10 protein-coding genes and 2 pseudogenes are annotated in these 18,105 nt (G+C 69.9%); 7 read left to right on the plus strand and 5 right to left on the minus strand.

Annotation, left to right across the window (positions count from 1 at the left end; translation table 11 throughout):
* Positions 1 to 59 precede the first annotated feature (59 nt).
* The 4 genes from AB0M76_RS06655 (at position 60) to AB0M76_RS06670 (ending at position 4,964) form a co-directional block, all read left to right on the plus strand.
* Entirely contained in the window at positions 60 to 1,619 is a 1,560-nt protein-coding gene (locus AB0M76_RS06655) for a sugar ABC transporter ATP-binding protein (protein WP_365951846.1), read from the plus strand.
* Complete coding sequence (locus tag AB0M76_RS06660; RefSeq protein WP_365951847.1) at positions 1,616 to 2,716, plus strand: ABC transporter permease; 1,101 nt, start codon at positions 1,616 to 1,618, stop codon at positions 2,714 to 2,716. Before AB0M76_RS06655 ends, AB0M76_RS06660 begins: the two co-directional genes overlap by 4 nt.
* Positions 2,713 to 3,735, plus strand: coding sequence for a galactofuranose ABC transporter, permease protein YjfF (gene yjfF, locus AB0M76_RS06665; protein WP_319721430.1), 1,023 nt, complete (start codon positions 2,713 to 2,715; stop codon positions 3,733 to 3,735). Before AB0M76_RS06660 ends, yjfF begins: the two co-directional genes overlap by 4 nt.
* A 104-nt stretch (positions 3,736 to 3,839) precedes the next feature.
* On the plus strand, positions 3,840 to 4,964 hold the full coding sequence (locus AB0M76_RS06670) for an aldose epimerase family protein (RefSeq protein WP_365951848.1): 1,125 nt from the start codon (positions 3,840 to 3,842) through the stop codon (positions 4,962 to 4,964).
* 145 nt (positions 4,965 to 5,109) lie between these two features.
* Here AB0M76_RS06670 and AB0M76_RS06675 read toward each other — a convergent pair whose 3' ends face one another.
* A complete protein-coding gene (locus AB0M76_RS06675; RefSeq protein WP_112447253.1) occupies positions 5,110 to 6,168 on the minus strand; it encodes a LacI family DNA-binding transcriptional regulator in 1,059 nt (352 codons plus the stop codon).
* A 339-nt stretch (positions 6,169 to 6,507) separates the two neighbouring features.
* On the opposite strand from AB0M76_RS06675, the gene araD reads away from it, so the two are divergent.
* Together araD and AB0M76_RS06685 are read left to right on the plus strand one after the other, a co-directional pair.
* Entirely contained in the window at positions 6,508 to 7,245 is a 738-nt protein-coding gene (gene araD, locus AB0M76_RS06680) for an L-ribulose-5-phosphate 4-epimerase AraD (RefSeq protein WP_365951849.1), read from the plus strand.
* 209 nt (positions 7,246 to 7,454) lie between these two features.
* Positions 7,455 to 9,873 (plus strand): annotated as a pseudogene (locus AB0M76_RS06685) (glycoside hydrolase family 9 protein).
* Positions 9,874 to 10,024: 151 nt separating this feature from the next.
* Here the strand turns inward: AB0M76_RS06685 and AB0M76_RS06690 are convergent.
* The 3 genes and pseudogenes from AB0M76_RS06690 to AB0M76_RS06700 all read right to left on the minus strand — a co-directional run bounded on the left by AB0M76_RS06690 (position 10,025) and on the right by AB0M76_RS06700 (position 13,890).
* A complete protein-coding gene (locus tag AB0M76_RS06690) occupies positions 10,025 to 11,464 on the minus strand; it encodes an endo-1,4-beta-xylanase (protein ID WP_365951850.1) in 1,440 nt (479 codons plus the stop codon).
* 378 nt (positions 11,465 to 11,842) lie between these two features.
* Entirely contained in the window at positions 11,843 to 13,126 is a 1,284-nt protein-coding gene (locus AB0M76_RS06695) for a glycoside hydrolase family 6 protein (RefSeq protein WP_365951851.1), read from the minus strand.
* 45 nt (positions 13,127 to 13,171) lie between these two features.
* A pseudogene (locus AB0M76_RS06700) lies at positions 13,172 to 13,890 on the minus strand (glycoside hydrolase family 6 protein).
* A gap of 270 nt (positions 13,891 to 14,160) precedes the next feature.
* Here AB0M76_RS06700 and AB0M76_RS06705 point away from each other — a divergent pair.
* Positions 14,161 to 15,192 (plus strand): LacI family DNA-binding transcriptional regulator, encoded by a 1,032-nt coding sequence (locus tag AB0M76_RS06705; protein WP_365951852.1) that lies wholly within the window; start codon positions 14,161 to 14,163, stop codon positions 15,190 to 15,192.
* 106 nt (positions 15,193 to 15,298) lie between these two features.
* On the opposite strand, the gene AB0M76_RS06710 is transcribed toward AB0M76_RS06705, so the two are convergent.
* Complete coding sequence (locus AB0M76_RS06710; RefSeq protein ID WP_365951853.1) at positions 15,299 to 18,025, minus strand: beta-L-arabinofuranosidase domain-containing protein; 2,727 nt, start codon at positions 18,023 to 18,025, stop codon at positions 15,299 to 15,301.
* Positions 18,026 to 18,105: the final 80 nt, after the last annotated feature.

Consider the following 18,105-nt stretch of genomic DNA (forward strand, 5'->3'; position numbering starts at 1 on the left):
CGGTGCCTCCTTCACCCTCCGGAGCCCGCTCCACCACCCCACACAAGAGAGGAGGGCGGATGACGCATCCGTCCACCCCGCCGGCCACGGGCGCCGGCGGCCCGCGGCCGGTCCTGGAAGCCCACGACATCCGCAAGCGGTTCCCGGGCGTGCTCGCCCTCGACGGAGTCGCCCTGCGGCTCTTCCCCGGTGAGGTGCACGCCCTGATGGGCGAGAACGGCGCAGGGAAGTCCACCTTGATCAAGGTGCTCACCGGTGTCCACCCCGCCGACGGCGGCGCCATCCTCGTGGACGGCCGGCCCCACGCGTTCACGGACCCCCTCCAGGCGCAACAGGCCGGAATCAGCACCGTTTATCAGGAGGTCAACCTCTGCCCGAACATCTCGGTAGCCGAGAACATCCTCATCGGGCGCGAACCGCGCCGGTTCGGTCTCATCCACTGGTCCGCGATGCGGCAGCGGGCGGCAGAGCTGCTGACGGAACTCGACCTCGATCTGGACGTCACCAGTCTGCTCGCTTCGCACTCCCTGGCGGTGCAGCAACTGGTCGCCATCGTCCGGGCGGTGGACGTCTCGGCGAAGGTGCTCGTGCTGGACGAACCCACCTCCAGCCTGGATCGCGAGGAGGTCGCCCAGCTCTTCACCCTGGTGCGGCGCCTGCGGGACCGCGGTGTGGCCATCCTGTTCGTCACGCACTTCCTCGACCAGGTATTCGACCTCTGCGACCGCGTCACCATCCTGCGCAACGGCCGGCTGGAAGGCGAGTACCCGATCGGGGAACTCACGCCGGTGACGCTGGTACAGCGCATGATCGGCGGAGAACTGGCCACCCTCGACCAGCTGTCCGGCCGTGTCCACGAGGAAGCGGCCGAACGGGCGGGCGGCGAGCCGTTCCTCCAGGCCCGACAGCTGACCCGTACGGGCTCGATCGAACCGTACGACCTTGACATCCATCCCGGCGAGGTCATCGGACTGGCCGGCCTCCTGGGCTCGGGCCGCACCGAGGTGGCGCGCCTCCTGTTCGGCGCGGACAGCGCGGACGCCGGAGAAGTGAGCATCGAGGGCGAGAAGGTGGTCCTGCGCAGCCCCCGCCACGCCATCGCCCGGGGCATCGCGTTCTGTTCCGAGAACCGCAAGTCCGAGGGACTGGTGGGCGAGCTCACGGTCCGCGAGAACATCGTCCTCGCCCTGCAGGCCGCCCGCGGCTGGACCAGGCCGCTGGCCCGTGCGAAGCAGGACGAACTGGCGCGGCACTGGACAGAGGCCCTGGACATCCGCCCCGCCGACCCCGAAGCGCAGGTGCGCCACCTCAGCGGAGGCAACCAGCAGAAGGTCCTCCTCGCCCGCTGGCTGCTGACCGCACCCCGGCTCCTGATCCTCGACGAACCCACCCGGGGCATCGACATCGGGGCCAAGGCGGAGATCCAGAAACTCGTGGCCCGCCTGGCGGGCGAAGGCACCGCCGTGCTGTTCATCTCGGCGGAACTCGAAGAGGTCCTGCGCCTGAGCCACCGCATCGCCGTGCTCCGCGACCACCGCATGGTGGCCACCCTCGCGAACGACGACACCGTCACGCCCGAGCGCCTCCTCACCACCATCGCCACCGGAACGGACTCATGACCACCCAGCACGCCAAGTCCGAGGCGGCCGCCGCGATCGGGAGACGGCTGGCCGGCCACCGCCTGCTGTGGCCCGCGCTCATCCTGCTCGCACTGCTCCTCGGCAACTTCGCGTTCCACCAAGATTTCTTCTCCGTCCGCGTGCGCGACGGCCACCTCTACGGCAGCCTCATCGACATCCTCCAGTTCGGCGCGCCACTCATCCTGGTGGCGCTCGGCATGACCCTGGTGATCGCGACCCGCGGGATCGACCTCTCGGTGGGTTCCACCGTCGCCATCGCCGGCGCCCTCGCCTGCGGGCACATCTCCACCGCCGCGCATCCCGGCAGCGTCGCCACCCTGCTCACGGCCGTCGCCCTCGCGCTCGGCGTCGCCCTCGTACTGGGCCTCGCCAACGGCTTCCTGGTGTCCGGGCTGGGGGTGCAGCCCATCGTGGCCACCTTGATCCTCATGGTCGCGGGCCGCGGCGTCGCCCAGCTGATCACGGACGGTCAGATCGTCACGGTGACCAGCGCCCCCTACAAAATGATCGGCGGGGGCTACTGGCTGACCTTCCCGTTCGCCGTCCTCCTTGCGGCAGCCCTCGTCGCGCTCACCGCCCTCGTCACCCGCCGCAGCGCACTCGGCATGCTGATCGAGTCTGTCGGCGGCAACCCCGCCGCGAGCCGCCTGGTCGGCATCCGGGCAGGCGGTCTCCTCGCCCTGGTCTACGTCTTCAGCGCGCTGTGCGCGGCCGTCGCCGGGCTGATGATCAGCTCCAACGTCTCCAGCGCCGACGGCAACAACGCCGGCCTGTGGATCGAACTCGACGCGATCCTCGCCGTCGTCGTCGGCGGCACCGCACTGACCGGAGGACGCTTCTCCCTCGGCGGCACCGTCCTGGGCGCCCTGATCATCCAGACCCTCTCCACCACCGTCTACACCCTCGGCGTCCCACCCGAGACCACCCTCGTCTTCAAGGCCTTCGTCGTCATCGTCGTCTGCCTCGTGCAGTCCCCGGTCTTCCGGGCCAAGGTCCTGCGCCGCCGCAGGACGACCACTTCCCGATCCCACACCACGGCGGGCGCCGCCCCGCTGCAGCAGGAGGTACGCGCATGAGTACCGGCATCGCGAGCGCCGCCGCGCACCTCACCCGCCCCTTCGCGACCGTGTCCCCGCGCACCCGCACCCGTATCCCACTGATCGTCACGGCCGTCCTGCTGGCCGTCATGTTCAGCGTCGGATCGGTGCGCTACGAGGGCTTCCTCTCGGCGCAAGTCGTACTGAACCTGCTGATCGACAACGGATTCCTCCTGGTCGTCGCGGTCGGGGCGACTTTCGTCATCCTCACCGGCGGCATCGATCTGTCCGTCGGCTCCATGGTGGCCCTGTCGACCATGCTCACCGCCTGGCTGGTCGAGTCGCACGGCTGGCCCCTGGCCACCGTCATCCCCCTGGTCCTGCTCGTCGGCGCCGGGAGCGGGACGCTCATGGGCTGGATCATCCACACCTTCGAGATCCAGCCGTTCATCGTCACCCTGGCCGGCATGTTCCTCGCCCGCGGGCTCTGCTACACGATCAGCACCGAATCCATCACGATCAGCGACCCCACGACGGCGGGAATCGCGCAGACCCGGCTGTACGGCCCGGGAGGACTGTTCGTCTCGATCCCGGTGGTCATCGCCCTGGCCGTGCTGGTGATCGCCTTCGTCGTCCTGCACCACACGCGCTTCGGCCGCAACGTGTACGCGCTGGGCGGCAACGAGTCCTCCGCTCGGCTGATGGGTCTTCCGACGGGCTCCACCAAGATCGCCGCATACGCCGTCAGCGGCCTGTGCTCCGCACTCGGCGGCCTGCTGCTGACCTTTTACATGCTCTCCGGCTACGCCCTCCACGCCATGGGCATGGAACTCGACGCGATCGCCGCCACCGTGATCGGCGGCACGCTGCTGACCGGAGGCTCCGGCTTCGTCCTGGGCACCGCCCTCGGCGTGCTCGTCCTCGGCACGATCCAGACGGTGGTCAACTTCCAGGGCACGCTCAGCTCCTGGTGGACCCGGATCGTCATCGGTGCCCTGCTGCTCGTGTTCATCGTGCTGCAACGCCTGATGAGCGGCCGCCGCCCCGCCGCCGACTGACTCCGGCTCCGCAGCCCACCCGCCCGTGCCACCGCGTTCGCGTGCCGCGATCACAGCTTGGTCCCGGCGCGCATCCGGTGGACCGACTTCCAGGGAATGCCGTCATGGAACACGCATATGAATCTGTCGACCAGGCCGCCGAGCCCAGGCAGACGGCCGCCTGTCCGCGGACGGCCCGCCCCCTGCGTCTGGACGATGGCGGAACGGGGGAGAGGTGGCGGTTCGGCTTCCCCGGCAGGGCCCGTGCCGAGGTCCACACGCGCGGCGCCCGGCTCCGTTCACTGATCCTGCCGGACCGCTGGGGCCACACCGCTGACGTGGTGCTCGCGCCCCGCGACCCCGCCGCCTGCGAGGGTTCCGCACGCTACTTCGGTGCGACGGTGGGCCGTTACGCCAACCGCATCGCACGCGGCGGGCTCGTAGTCGACGGCGTCACCCACCGGCTCGCCACCCAGGAGACCGGGCACACATTGCACGGTGGTCCCGACGGGTTCGACCAGCGCCTGTGGCGGTGCGAACCCTTCCACTCGGCGCACCGCACCGGTGTCCGTCTGTTCCTGCACAGCCCCGACGGCGACCAGGGATTCCCCGGTGCCCTGAACGTGCGCCTCACCTACACGCTGGACCGCGACGACAACCTGACGATGTCGTACCAGGCGGTCGCCGACGCCCCGACGATCGTCAACCTCACCAACCACGCCTACTGGAACCTCGAAGGGGAGGGGCGCGGCAACGTCCTGGCCCACCACCTCCAGGTCGCGGCCCCCCTCTACACCCCCGTCGACGCCGAGTTGATCCCCGACGGCTCCCACCGCCCGGTCAGCGACACCCCGTTCGACCTCCGCCGGCACCGGCGTCTCTCTGACGCCTTGACCCATACGGAGGCGCAACTGGCCCTCGCCGGCGGAGGCTTCGATCACAACTGGGTCCTCGACGACCCCCGGCGAGACAGTCCTCGTAAGGCCGCTGTGCTGTACGCCCCCGCATCCGGCCGCCGCATGGAGGTGCGCACCACGGAACCGGGCATGCAGGTCTACACCGCGCAAGGCCTGACCGGTGACATCACGGGCAAGGCAGGCAGGCCGTACCACGCCTACGCGGGGGTCGCGCTGGAGACCCAGCACTTCCCGGACTCCCCGAACCGCCCCGACTACCCGACGGTCGTCCTGCGCCCGGGCGAGCTGTACCGGTCGACCACGATCCACAGTTTCACCACGGTCGCCGCCTGAGAGGGGCGGCGGCGGCCGTAGCCGCTGGCCGGTGCCGGGGGGCACCGGGCAGCGGCTTTGGTGCCTGTGCCCGGTTTCCCGCGTACGAAGGTGCCCCCGGGGCCCGGCCTCCTGCGAGAGGGGTCAACCGCCGGGCACGTGGGGGTCATTCGCCGGGGGGAGCGATCCTGCGGGCCGTGCTGGCGCGCACGATGAGCTCGGGCGCCACCACCAGGTGGGTCGACTCGTCGGTCCTGCCCTCGATGTGGTCCAGGAGCAGCCCGATGCTGTCGCGGCCGAGCGAGGCGAAGTCCTGGCGGATCGTCGTCAGCGGGGGCGGGAAGAACTCCGCCTCGGGGATGTCGTCGAAGCCGGCGACCGCCACGTCCTCGGGCGTCCGCAGGCCCGCTTCTCGCAGGGCCCGTAGGACACCGAGGGCCATCTGGTCGTTGGCGACGAACACCGCGGTGAGGCCGGCTCCCTGCCCTCGTGATGCCAGGACCCGTCCCGCCAGCTGCTGGCCGGCCTGGTATCCCGACAGCGGACTCCAGTCGCCGCGCAGCACGGGCGGCACCTCGGCGCCGGCATCGCGCAGCGCGTCCTCCCACCCCTGTGTGCGGGCCTCGCTCTCGAGCCAGTCGGGGGGGCCCGCCACGTGCCACACCGTGGCGTGGCCCGACGCGAGAAGGTGCTCCGTGATCATGCGGGCGCCGAGGTTCTGGTCCAGCGACACCCCCGGCAGGTCGAGGGTGTGGCCGCCTTCCACGGTGACCACGGGGCACGGTGCCTCCAATGCCGCCAGGGCGCGCACCGCGGCGCGTTGCGGAGTGACGGCGACGATGCCCTCCACGCCCCATCCGGCGAGGTGCTGCATGGCTTCCGCGAGGGCTGTCTGCGTGGCGGTCCGAAGCGTGACGGCGGATGTCAGGTAGCCGCGGTCCCGAGCGGCCTCCTGCACTCCCGCCACGGTGCTGGCGGGCCCGTGCAGAGTGGTGTTCACCGCGATGACGCCCAGCGTGTGGGTCCGGCGGGTGGCCAGAGCCCGGGCCGCCGAGTTGCGGCGGTACCCCAGCTGCTCGATGACCTGAGTCACCGCGGCCCGGGTCTTGGCGCTGACGTTCGGGTGGTCGCTGAGCACCCGTGAAACGGTCTGATGGGACACGCCGGCGACGCGCGCGACGTCCGTCATCGTGGGCGCTCGCGAGACGTCTGGGAGCTGGGTCAACTCTCTTCCTTTCCTCATCGAGCGGCCTTCCCTCAAGATACCGAACCGGCTTCGGTCCGCACACATCTCGAACCGACCGGAAGATTGTCGACCAGGTATAGATGTTGGCGTTCACATTATGCAGCGCTGATCGCATGTTGTGGTCAGGAATCTTCTCGTACCTATTGAGATTGCTGCTTGTTAGCGCTCACAATCTGATCGGGGCGGCTGAGGTAGGTCAGCTGCGATGCCTGGAGCCGCCCCCGATCAGTCCAGCCCACTCATGCGCGGCCGCGGGGCCTGCCGGACGCCGGTCCCGGAGGAGCCCGCCGCGCATGCCGGAGAGACGGTGAGAGTGCAGTGAGCGAGACCTTCCTCAAGGACCTCCGTCGCGAGGTCCTCGCGGCGAACCTGCGCATCCCGGAGGCCGGTCTGGCCACCCTCACCTGGGGAAACGTCAGCGGAGTGGACCGAGACGCCGGCGTCTTCGTCATCAAGCCGTCCGGGGTCTCCTACGCCGACCTCACCGAGGAGGACCTGGTGGTGGTGGCACTGGAGGACGGGCGGGTCGTCGAGGGACACCTCAGGCCGTCCACCGACACCGAAACCCATCGGTGCCTCTACCGGGCCTTCCCCTCCATCGGCGGCGTCACCCACACGCACTCGACGCACGCCGTCGCCTTCGCCCAGGCGCGCCGCCCGATCCCCGTACTCGGCACGACGCACGCCGACACCTTCAACGGGCCCGTCCCCGTGACGGAGGACCTCACCGCCGAACAGTGCGCGCGGGACTACGAGTACAACACCGGACAGGTGATCGTCGCCCGGCTCGACGGCGACCCCCGGCGGGCCGACGAGGTTCCCGGAGCGCTCGTCTCGCGACACGGACCCTTCACCTGGGGTGTCACCGCGAAGGCGGCGCTGGAGAACGCCGTCGTCTGCGAGGCCGTGGCGGAGATGGCGCTGCACACGCTGGCGCTGGGGTCCCGCTTCGGGGAAGCCTCCGAACCGCCGAAGCACCTGCTGGAGCGGCACTTTACCCGCAAGCACGGACCGGACGCCTATTACGGCAACGTCCCTCACGCTCCGAGCGTCTGAAGCCGCGCATCGTCTCGCCGTCACTTGCTGCGGCGGCGCGGGACGGATCAATTGCGTCCACCCTCTGCCGAAGCTGTGGTGGTGGTTGGCCCGTTCTCGGGCAAGGGACGGTCAACTACCGGTTCAGGTGGGCCGCTTGACTTCCACGTCAGGCGCCTGGCTTGAGTGGGAGCGCTCCCACTCTGAGCCCCCCCGAGGAAGGCTTCACCGTGCCTCCTGTCACCTCCGCCCGCGGCGTGCCACGTCGCGCGGCCGCCGTGCTCGCCGGCCTCGCGATGGCCGTCGGCGTCCTGTCCACGACCGCCCTGACCGTTCCGGTCGCGGCTGCCGCCACCGTGGCAGCCGCTGCCGGCACACCTGTACGGGTCAACCAGCTCGGCTACCTGCCCGACGGCCCCAAGCGGGCCACGGTGGCCAGCTCCGCGACCGCCCCACTCACCTGGCAACTGCGCGACGCCTCCGGCACGGTGGCCGCCTCGGGTGCCACCACGGTGCGCGGGTCCGACCAGGCGTCCGGCCAGTCCACGCACCTGGTGGACTTCGGCGCGCACACCGGCACCGGCACTGGCTTCACCTGGTCGTCGACGGCCAGACCAGCCACCCCTTCGACATCTCCGCATCGCTGTACGACGGACTGCGCGCCGACAGCATGTCGTTCTTCTACCAGCAGCGCAGCGGTATCGCGATCGACGCGGCTCTGGCGGGCGGCAGCGCCTACGCCCGACCCGCCGGGCACTTGGGCGTCGCCCCGAACAAGGGCGACACCAGCGTCCCCTGTCAGGCCGGGGTGTGCGACTACCAACTGGACGTGCGCGGTGGCTGGTACGACGCGGGCGACCAGGGCAAGTACGTGGTCAACGGGGGAATCTCCGTCTGGGAAATGATCAACTCCTTCGAAAGGGCCCGCCGTTCGGGCGGGGACGCGGTGCTCGGCGACGCGACGCTGCGGGTGCCGGAGCGCGGCAACGGGACGCCGGACGTGCTGGACGAGGCCCGCTGGGAGCTGGAGTTCCTGCTGCGGATGCAGGTTCCGGCCGGGAAGCCGATGGCCGGGATGGCCTTCCACAAGATGCACGACGCCAAGTGGACTGCCCTGCCGACCCGGCCCGAACTCGACTCCGAGCAACGTGAGCTGCACAAGCCGTCGACCGCCGCGACGCTGAACCTGGCGGCCTCGGCCGCGCAGTGTGCCCGGGCGTACGCGCCCTACGACGCCGCGTTCGCCGCGCGCTGCCTGGACGCGGCCCGCCGCGCCTGGACGGCTGCCAAGGCCAACCCGAACGTGCTTGCTCTCGCGCCCGACAACATCGGCGGCGGTGCGTACGAGGACGCAGACGTCTCCGACGAGTTCTACTGGGCGGCGGCGGAACTCCTGGCCACCACCGGCGAGTCGCAGTACCGGGACGCCGTCACCTCCTCTGCGCACCACACCAAGCCCGTCGACGGATTCTGGTGGGGCGGCACCGCGACGCCCGGCCGGATCACCCTCGCCACCGTCCCCGGCGTGGCCCTGCCCGCCGCCGATGTGGCCCGGCTGCGCGGCCTGCTGACCACGGCCGCCGATGGCCATACGTGTGGGGCTCCAACAGCTCCGTCACCAACAACGCGATCGTGCTGGCCGTCGCATACGAGATCACCGGGCAACAACGCTATCGGGCAGGAGCGTTGGAGTCCCTGGACTACCTGCTCGGCCGGAACGCACTCGACCTCTCCTACGTCACCGGCTACGGCGATCGTTACTCCGCGAACCAGCACCACCGGTTCTGGGCACACCAGAACGACGCCTCGCTACCGCACCCGCCGGCCGGATCCTTCGCGGGCGGACCGAACGCGGGGCTGGAGGACCCGGTGGCCAAGGAGAAGCTCGCGGGCTGCGCACCGGCGGCGTGCTACGGGGACGACATCGGCTCGTACTCCACCAACGAGGTGGCCATCAACTGGAACGCCTCGCTGGCCTGGCTGGCGGCCTTCGCGGCTGAGCGGCGCAGCGCTCCGGCGGTGCCCGTGGTCCAGGTGGCACCGGCGGCCGTGACGGTCCCGGAGGGCGGTTCGGCGCCGGTGGGCGTGCGGCTCTCGGCCGCGCCCGAGCAGAACGTCACGGTGACGGTGGCCCGGAACTCCGGCGACGAGGACCTGTCGGCAGCCGCGACCTTGGTGTTCACCCCGGCCAACTGGGCGACGGCGCAGGAGGTTACGGTCCTGGCCGCGCAGGATGCCGACGGGTCCCCGGGCAGCGGGAACTTCACGGCCGGTGGTCCTGGCGTGCAGTCGGCGACGTTCACAGCGACGGAGGCGGACGACGAGGCGTCGGCGGCCTCCTGCACGGTGGCGTACCGGATCGACAACGCCTGGGGCAACGGCTTCACGGCGACGGTGACCGTGAAGAACAACGGAACCTCGGCGATCTCCGGGTGGACCCTCGGCTGGAGCTTCGCGGGTGATCAGCGGATCAGCAACGCCTGGAACGCCACGGTGAGCCAGTCGGGCAGCACGGTCACCGCCCGGGACGCCGGGTGGAACGGCACGCTGGCACCCGGCGGCAGCGTGAGCTTCGGCTTCCAGGCGACGTACTCGGGTACCAACGCGATCCCGGCGCGCTACACGCTGGGCGGTGCACTCTGCTCCTGAAAGCTCGTCATGCTCCGTCCGCCCGCCGACCAGGTGCAGAGGGCGGAGCGCGTCGGACAGACGACGGAGTGGAGCCAGGATCATCCTGGCTCCACTCCATGGTGCGGGGCGTGTCACTACGGGAACTGTGCCCCTTGGCCAGGGCAGGTCGTCAGGTGCGGGTCCAGCGCTGGTTGCTGCCGTTCGAGCAGGAGTAGAGCTGGATCAGGGTGCCGTTGGCGGTGTTGTTGCCGGCGGCGTCGAGGCAGAGGCCGGACTGGACTCCGACGATGGATCCGTCGGAGTTGAGGCGCCATTTCTGGTTGTCGCCACCCCAGCAGCTGTAGATCTGGACCTTGGTGCCGCTGCCGGTGCCGGCGGCGTCCAGGCACTTGTTGCCGTAGACCCTGAGCTCGCCTGCGGCGGTGTGCGACCACTGCTGGTTGGTGCGGTTGTTGCAGTCCCACAGGTTGAGCTGGGTGCCGTCGGTGGTGCTGGCACCGGGCACGTCCAGGCAGCGGCCCGACCCGACGCCCTTGATCTGTCCAGAACCGGGCGAAGGGGTCGGAGTGGGAGTAGAGGATCCGGCGTTGAGTGCGTTGAGGACGGAGGAGTAGGCGGCCTTCTTGCTGCCGTCACCGTTGAACAGCAGCGGCGAGTGCTCCGGTCGCCAGGAGTCGGTGTCGCGCACCCCCCAGACGGTGATGCCGAGGCAGCGCGGGACGGCCAGGCAGTCGTTGGTCACGTTGGCGTAGGTCGTGCCCGAGGCGCCCTGGATGTCGAGCTCCGTGACGGCCACATCGACGCCGAGGGCGGCGAAACTCTGCAGGGTGGTACGGAAGTTGCTGTTGCAGGGGCTGTCGCTGTTGAAGTGCGACTGGAAGCCGACGCAGTCGATCGGTACGCCGCGCTGCTTGAAGTCCCGGACCATGGCGTACATGGCCTGGGTTTTGGCCCAGGTCCAGTTCTCGACGTTGTAGTCGTTGTAGCAGAGCTTGGCGGCCGGGTCGGCGGCGCGCGCGGTGCGGAAGGCGACTTCGATCCAGTCGTTGCCGGTGCGCTGCAGGTTGGAGTCGCGCCGGGCTCCTGAAGTGCCGTCCTCGAAGGCCTCGTTCACGACGTCCCACTGGCCGATCTTGCCCTTGTAGTGGGCCATCACGCCATTGATGTGGTTGGTCATCGCCTGGCGCAGCGTGCTGCCGCTGAGGCTCTGCATCCAGCCGGGCTGCTGGGAGTGCCAGGCCAGGGTGTGGCCGCGCACCTGCTTGCCGTTCTGCACCGCCCAGTTGTAGACGCGGTCACCCGCGGCGAAGTTGAACTGGCCACGCTGGGGTTCGGTGGCGTCGATCTTCATCTCGTTCTCGGGCGTCACCGAGTTGAACTCGCGGCCGGCGATCGTCGTGTACGCCGAGTCGCCCAGCCTGCCCGAGGCGATGGCGGTACCGAAGTACCGGCCGCTCTGCGCCGCCGCGCTGCCGAGCGTGCTCTCGGCGGCGTGTGACGTCGGCGCCACCAGCGCGGCGGCCGCACCGAGGACGCCGACGACCAGGGCCGCACACAGGCCGCCGGTCTTCCGGCGGACGGTGGGTGGGGGAATGGCTTGTGAGCCCATGAATGAGCCTCCAGAAAGAAGTCACGGAAGGGTTGGATCGCGGCATGGTGAATCCGCGTGAACGACGCCCGCGTCCATGGGAAAGGGACGCTCGTGAGCGCGTAGAGATCCGAGGACGGCGCCCGGAACCGGACACGGACGGGCCACACCGCCTCGGCCATGAGTCTGGAAACCCCGCCGAAACAAGTCAAGAGTTTCGAAAACATTTCGAGAATCTGTCTCTCGGGGGAGCTTGTAGTCCCCTATTCATTGAACGGTCCTCATCGAAAGTATTTCGATGAGGACCGTTCAAAGCGGGATCTGTAGCGGAAAGCTGTAAAAGAGCATTTCCTTCAGTCGGCATCGCCGGTAATGGCGGCCTGGTCACGGCGGCCTAGGTCAGCGCACGCCCGTGTTGAACCCCAGTGCGGGGTTGGCGTTCCGGACGAGGGACTTGGCCTGCTCCGGCCACCACACGCCGGCCGCGGGATCGACGATGCCGTACTCCGGGTCGATGGTGCCGCCCGGGATGCCGCGGTTGCACTGGCCGTCGGACTGACCAACCGTCTTGATCCACAGGTAGGCGTCGACGAGCGGGACGCCGGTGTTCGCGGTCGGCCGGTCGCCGACGCCGCGACCCGGGGCGTTGCACCAGGTTTGCGGGTCGCCGCTGTACTTGCCCGCGGGCGGGGTCCAGGCGCCCTGGCCGTTGCGGCTCGTGTCGACGACCAGGTGGGTGAGCTCCTGCGTGGGCGGGGTACCGACGTTCTGCTGGAACCAGCGGTCGGTCCAGTGCCACGTGGACGGATCGTCCACGTTCACGGAGTTTCCCGGCTGCCCGTCGTTCGGTGCTGCGGGTGAGTAGTACTGGCTCGCGCACCAGTCGGCGTGCCCCCTGGCCCAGTCCGGGCCCTTGGTGGCGAACCACAGGCACTGGGAGACCCAGGTGCCGTAGTGGGTGGACAGGTCGGTGGCCAGATAGTTGGAGACGTTCAGCGAGAAGCCTTGGGTGCGGGTGACGCCGGCTTGGAGGAGGCGTTGTGCGATGTCGCCGACGCTGCGCCAGTGGCTGTTGCCGGCGTCCAGGTAGACGACGCTGTTCGGCTGCCGCCCCAGGGCGTCGATCGCGTGGTCGGCGAAGCGTCCTGTGGTGATCGCGCCGGTGGGGTCGCTGCCGGGACCGCAGTTGGAGGGGAGGTTGGCCAGCCCGTCCGGTTCGAGAATGACGACGGCCTTGCTGCGGCCGAGCCCCCGGGCGAAGGCGCTGATCCAGGCCTGGTACTCGGCGTCCGACTGCGCACCGCCGGAGGAGTACTGGGAGCAGTCGCGCAGCGGGATGTTGTAGGCCACCAGGACGGGAACCGTCCGGGTTCGCTCGGCTCGGCGCACCAGGTCGCGTACGCGGGATTCGACCTGCTCCGGGGTGCCGTCGGTGAACCAGGCAGCCTCTGGCCAACTAGCCAGCTTCGCCATGGACTTGGCGCCCTCGAAGTCCCGGTGAAGGAAGTCGGTGACGGCCTGGTGGGCTGCGTCGCTGTCGGGATCGACGTAGAAGCGGGTGTTCGTGGGAAGCGTGTGGGAGGCCGGCGCGGAGCTCGCCTCGGCAGAGGCCGGGGCGGCGGCGCCGAGGAGCAGCGCGAGCGCGCTCGCTGCCAGGGCTAATCGGTGCAGGGGGATGCGCACGGGGTTCCTTCGGTAGGGGTTCGGCCTTCGGCGAGGGAAGGGGGGTCAGTAGCCGTAGATCATCTTGTAGGCGACCTCCGGCAGGAACTGCCCGGCCGAGGAGCCGGCCCCGACGCCGCAGTTGCCGTCGGACTCGCCGGGGACCTTGATCCACAGCAACATCTCGGCACCGCCGCCGCGCTGGCTGGGAGTGCCGATCCGGCGGCCTGCGGGGTTGCACCACTGGCCGTTGGAACCGTTGCCGTTGCGGCTGGTGTCGACGACGAACGGCTTGGTGTAGCCGTATGAGCCCAGGGCGGAGTTGACCGCATTGCCGTAGGAGGTGTTCCGGCCGGGCGGCTGCCGATGCCACTGGCGAAGGCGGCGATCCAGGCGTCGTACGCGGCGCGGCTCCCCGCGCCGCCGCCGGAGTGACCGGCGCAGATGTCCCGGTGGGGGATGTTGTACGCGACCAGGATCGGCAGCTTGTCGTAGGAGTCCGCGCGGCCGACGTAGGCGCCGGTTGCCGTGCCGATGTCGCCGCTCCAGTTCCCGAACCAGCGGGCTGCCGGGGTGTTGGCGATGGACGTCCGGATCGCCGCCGCCCGCCCGTCGCCGGGGTTCGCGTTGGTCCACCGCAGGGCGGAGTTGTCGGGGTCGGCGTAGAAGCCGCTGGTCATGGTGGTCGGGTCGGCGGCGTACGCCGGGCCCGCGTTGATCACGGCGCGGCCGGCGGCGAGGACACCGGCCAGCAGGGCGGATGTGGCTCGGACGGGCTTGCGCATGGTTCTTCCTCCGGTGGGGTGGGGAAGTGGAAGCGCTTCCAGTTTTGATGAGGGGTGGGACAGCGCTGATGGGATGATTGGGCGAGTCGTCAGGGTGTGTCAAGAGGTTGAACACGGAAGTACCGCTGGGCGCCGGTGGGGCGCGACAAGTTGGAAGCGCTACCAAATCGAGACCAACGGCATCATCCGCGCGCAGGTCCGAAGTCGGGACGGCGCATGGAATCATGGCCGCTGTTGGCCGTCCGCGTGAGCGCGAGGAGCAGTTCTTCCATGGAGCCGTCACACAAGCGCATGCCGACTCTCGACGAGGTGGCCGCACGAGCCGGCGTGTCGCGCACGGCGGCCTCCCGGGTGATCAACAACGCCCCGCATGTCAGCCGTGCCAAGCGGGAGGCGGTCCAACGGGCGGTGCGCGAGCTGGATTTCGTGCCCAATCCGTCCGCGCAGGCCCTGGCGACCCGCCGGGTCGGAGCGGTGGTGCTGGCGGTCTCCAGCGACGAGCCGGGGCTGTTCGCGGACCCGTTCTTCGCGGAGGTCATCGTCGGCGTCAGCGCGGCGCTGGAGCAGACCGAACTGGAACTGATCCTGCTGCTGGCCAACACCCCGCGCGGCCGGGAGAGGTTCGAGCGGTTGCTGCGCTCCCGCCGGGCCGACGGCGTCATGCTGATGGCGCTGCGGGGCGACGATCCGCTGGGACGCCTGGGCGAGGAGGTCGATCTCCCCGTCGTCTTCGGCGGACTCCCGCTCACCGGCGAGCCCACCTGGTACGTGGACGCCGACAACCGGGGCGGCGCCCGCCTGGCCGCCGAGCACTTCGCGCGCATGGGCCGCCGACGGCCCGTCGTGATCACCGGACAGGTGGACGCCAGGGCCTCCGTCGCGCGGGAGGAGGGGTTCATTGACGGTCTGACGCTGTCCGGCCTGCCGCTGCTCGGGGTCGAGCCCGGGCAGTTCACCGAGGACGGCGGTGCGGAGGCGATGGAGCGACTGCTCCGGGCGCACCCCGATCCCGACGCGGTGTTCGCGGCCTCCGACGCGATGGCCATCGGCGCTCTGCGCACCTTGCGGGAACGGGGGCTCCGGGTTCCCGAGGACGTCGCGGTGATCGGCTTCAACGACCTTGCGAGCGCCCGGCACACCAGCCCGCCGCTGACCACGGTCCATCAGCCGGTGCGGGCGCTGGGCCAGGAGATGGCCAGGATGCTGGTCAGTGCCATCGAAGGACACCGCCCCACCCCGCTGATCCTCCCGACCCGCCTGACCGTGCGCGAGTCCGCCCCCGATCTGCCCGCGTCGGCCTGATCAGCGGGCGCTTCCGGCAAGGCCGGCCCGATCTGACGGGAGCGCCTCCCACTCGATTTCCCGTCGCCGCGATCGGCCCGTGGCGATCGGGGGACTCGGTGCCGGGTCAGATGAATCGCCACAGGTGGTCGCGGGTGCCGTTGTCGTCCCAGAGAACGGTCTGTGCTCCCTGGGCGGTGGAGGCGCCGGAGACGCCGAGGACGCGGCCGGTGTTGGCGCACTGGATCCTGAAGGTGTCGCCGCCGCCGTGGCGCAGGCGCCACCGGTGGTCGGCGGCGCCGTTGTCCGCCCACTGGACGATCCGGGCGCCGTTGGCGGTGTCGCCGTTCTCCACGGCGAGGACCTTGCCGCTGTGGGAGTTGCGCAGGCGCAAGTGGCCGCCGGTGTCGATTACGGCCGTCCAGAGATGGTCGGCGGTGCCGTTGTCGTCCCACTGGATGGCGAGGCCGCCGTCGGCGGTGGACATGTCCCGCACACCGAGTACCCGCCCGCTGGCGACGTTCTGGATGCGCCTGGCGCCGTCGGGGACGAACTGCCACTGGCCGGCGGGGGCGCCGGTGTCGGGCACCTGTACGGCTGCGGCGCCGTTGGCGGTGGAGCCGCCTTCGATGCCGAGCAGCTTGCCGGTGTGGACGTTCCGAAGCTTGTGGTACCCGTTGCCGGCGTCGACGACGGTCCACCGGTGGTCGGCGGTGCCGGTGTCGGTCCACTGGAGGATCGGGGCGTTGTCGGCGCTGGACATGTCCTTCACACCGAGGACCTTCCCGCTGTTGAGGTTGCGCAGCCGCAGTGCGGCGCCGTCGACGAGGAGGACCCAGTTGTGGTCGGTGGTGCCGGAGTCGGTCCACTGCAGAGCGAGGCCGCCGTCGGCGGTGGACATGTCCCGGATGCCGAGGACGAGTCCGCTGGCCGCGTTGACGAGACGGAAGCCGGGACTGTCGGTCCGCCAGTAGACGGTGTAGTTGAAGCCCTGGGCGTCGTGGAACGGGGCGAGGTCGACCTTCGTTCCGTTGGCGGTGGCCGTGAAGGCTAGGGCGGTGCTGCTGGTCAGGGTGATCGAGGAGGGATCCAGGGCCGGGAGGGAGGACAGCGTGGTGCTGCCGTAGTTGCCGGCGAGGACGGCGGGGCCGTAGGTGATAGCCGCGACACCGGGGTTGTCGTTGGCGGCCTGGAGGGCCACGCGCATGGGGAGCTTCAGGGTGACGGTGTCGCCGGAGGCCCAGGACCGGGTGAGGGTGGCGTAGGTGCCCGGACTGGCCGTGACGGTCTGGGCGACGCCGTTGACACTGACGGTGGCGCCCGAAGTCCATCCGGGGATGCGGACGCGCATCGACCAGGTCCCGCCGACGCCGCCGGTGACCTTGAGCGTCGTGGTGTCGTCTGCCGGGTAGGAGGTGGTCTGGGTGACGGTGATGCCTCGCTGGGTCCAGCTCAGGACGGAGGGGAGGAACAGGTTCACGGTGAGGGTGGTGCTGCCGTCGTGGAAGTAGATGGAGTCCATCAGCTTCGTGTTGGACTCGATGCCCGTTCCCTGGCAGCACCAGAACGTGCCGTAGTCGGTGCTCCAGGTGCCGCCGCCCCAGGCCGGGCCCTTGCCACGGCGGCCGCCCGGGTTGAGGGGGGTGAAGTAGGTGACGTGCCCGTGGGGGTCGGCCGGGTTCTGGGCGCCGATGACGTGGTTGAGCAGCGCCTTCTCGTAGAAGTCGAAGTACGACGCCCGGCCGGGGTCCAGCTGCCACAGTTCTCGGGTCAGCTTGAGCATGTTGTAGGAGTTGCAGAGCTCGCAGGTGTCGGGGACGAGGAAGCCGGAGATGGCGTTCGGGGCTCGGAAGTGTTCCGCCTGGCTGTTGCCGCCGATGGCGTACGTGTGCGAGGTGGTGCAGATCGTCCACGCGTTGGCGGCGATGTCGCGGTAGCGGGTCGTCCCGGTGGCCTTGTACTCGCGGACGGCTCCGATCCACTTGGGCACCTGCGTGTTGGCGTGCAGACCGTTCAGCTGGTCCAGGTTCGCGGCGAGGGGGTCGAAGACCGCCGCGTGGTCGAACCGCTGGGCGGTGGTCAGCCAGCGTGCGTCGCCGGTCTGTTGGTGGAGGTCGGCCAGCACCTCGTTCATGCCGCCGAACTCGACGCCCATCAACGACTGCATCTTGCTCTGGCTGAGCGCTGCGGTGCGCCGGTCGACCCAGCCGGCGAGCGCGAGGAGCACGTCGCGGGCCTGCGTGTTGCCGATGAGGCGCCACACGTCGAGCAGACCGGCCATGGTCTTGTGGACGCAGTAGTACGGGACGTTGCCGTTGTTCAGTGTGCCTGCTTCGAGGCTGGTGAAGTCGGCCTCGGGGAAGCCCGACAGGTAGCCGGCGGAGAAGCCCGCGGTGGAGTTGTTGGCTTGGCACTTGGCGAGTTCGGCCACCATGCGGTCGGCCTTGTCGCGGCAGGTGGTGTCCCCGACCGCGGCGTAGGCCTGGGCCCATGCCGTGAGGAAGTGGCCCTGCACGTGGGTGCGGAAGGGGAACGCCGGGTCGTCCCATCCTCCGGTCGGGGCCGCGGCGTTGGTGGAGAGCCGGTGGTTGGCGCGGAAGTTGTACAGCAGGCGGTCGACGTCGATGAATCGGAGATAGGCCAGGGTGCGGTTCTGATTGTCGAGCCAGCGGCTGCTGGTGAGCTGGACCTGACCCAGGTCGAACGGGAACGTCGACACTCCGACGTCGGACCTGACCGGGGGCGTCTGCGCCGTGGCGGAGACGCTGTTCAGTGCGGGGCCGACAGTCGCGGCCACGGCCGCGACGCCGGTCGCCTTGATCACGGCGCGGCGGCTTAAGGGGGGAACCGGCATGGCGAACTCCGTGGTCCGTGAGAGATGAGGGCGCCGCGCACAAGGGCTGTTGGGCTTCGCCCGGCGGGTTGCGAGGTCGG

This window comes from Streptomyces sp. NPDC051364 (assembly GCF_040682115.1).
Lineage (GTDB): Bacteria > Actinomycetota > Actinomycetes > Streptomycetales > Streptomycetaceae > Streptomyces.

Excerpts from the sequence above, each read along its gene's own strand:
- AB0M76_RS06655 (WP_365951846.1), top strand. The coding sequence starts at position 60 with ATGACGCATCCGTCCACCCCGCCGGCCACGGGCGCCGGCGGCCCGCGG.
- AB0M76_RS06660 (WP_365951847.1), top strand. The coding sequence starts at position 1,616 with ATGACCACCCAGCACGCCAAGTCCGAGGCGGCCGCCGCGATCGGGAGA.
- yjfF (WP_319721430.1), top strand. The coding sequence starts at position 2,713 with ATGAGTACCGGCATCGCGAGCGCCGCCGCGCACCTCACCCGCCCCTTC.
- AB0M76_RS06670 (WP_365951848.1), top strand. The coding sequence starts at position 3,840 with ATGGAACACGCATATGAATCTGTCGACCAGGCCGCCGAGCCCAGGCAG.
- AB0M76_RS06690 (WP_365951850.1), bottom strand. The coding sequence starts at position 11,464 with ATGGGCTCACAAGCCATTCCCCCACCCACCGTCCGCCGGAAGACCGGC.
- AB0M76_RS06705 (WP_365951852.1), top strand. The coding sequence starts at position 14,161 with ATGGAGCCGTCACACAAGCGCATGCCGACTCTCGACGAGGTGGCCGCA.
- AB0M76_RS06710 (WP_365951853.1), bottom strand. The coding sequence starts at position 18,025 with ATGCCGGTTCCCCCCTTAAGCCGCCGCGCCGTGATCAAGGCGACCGGC.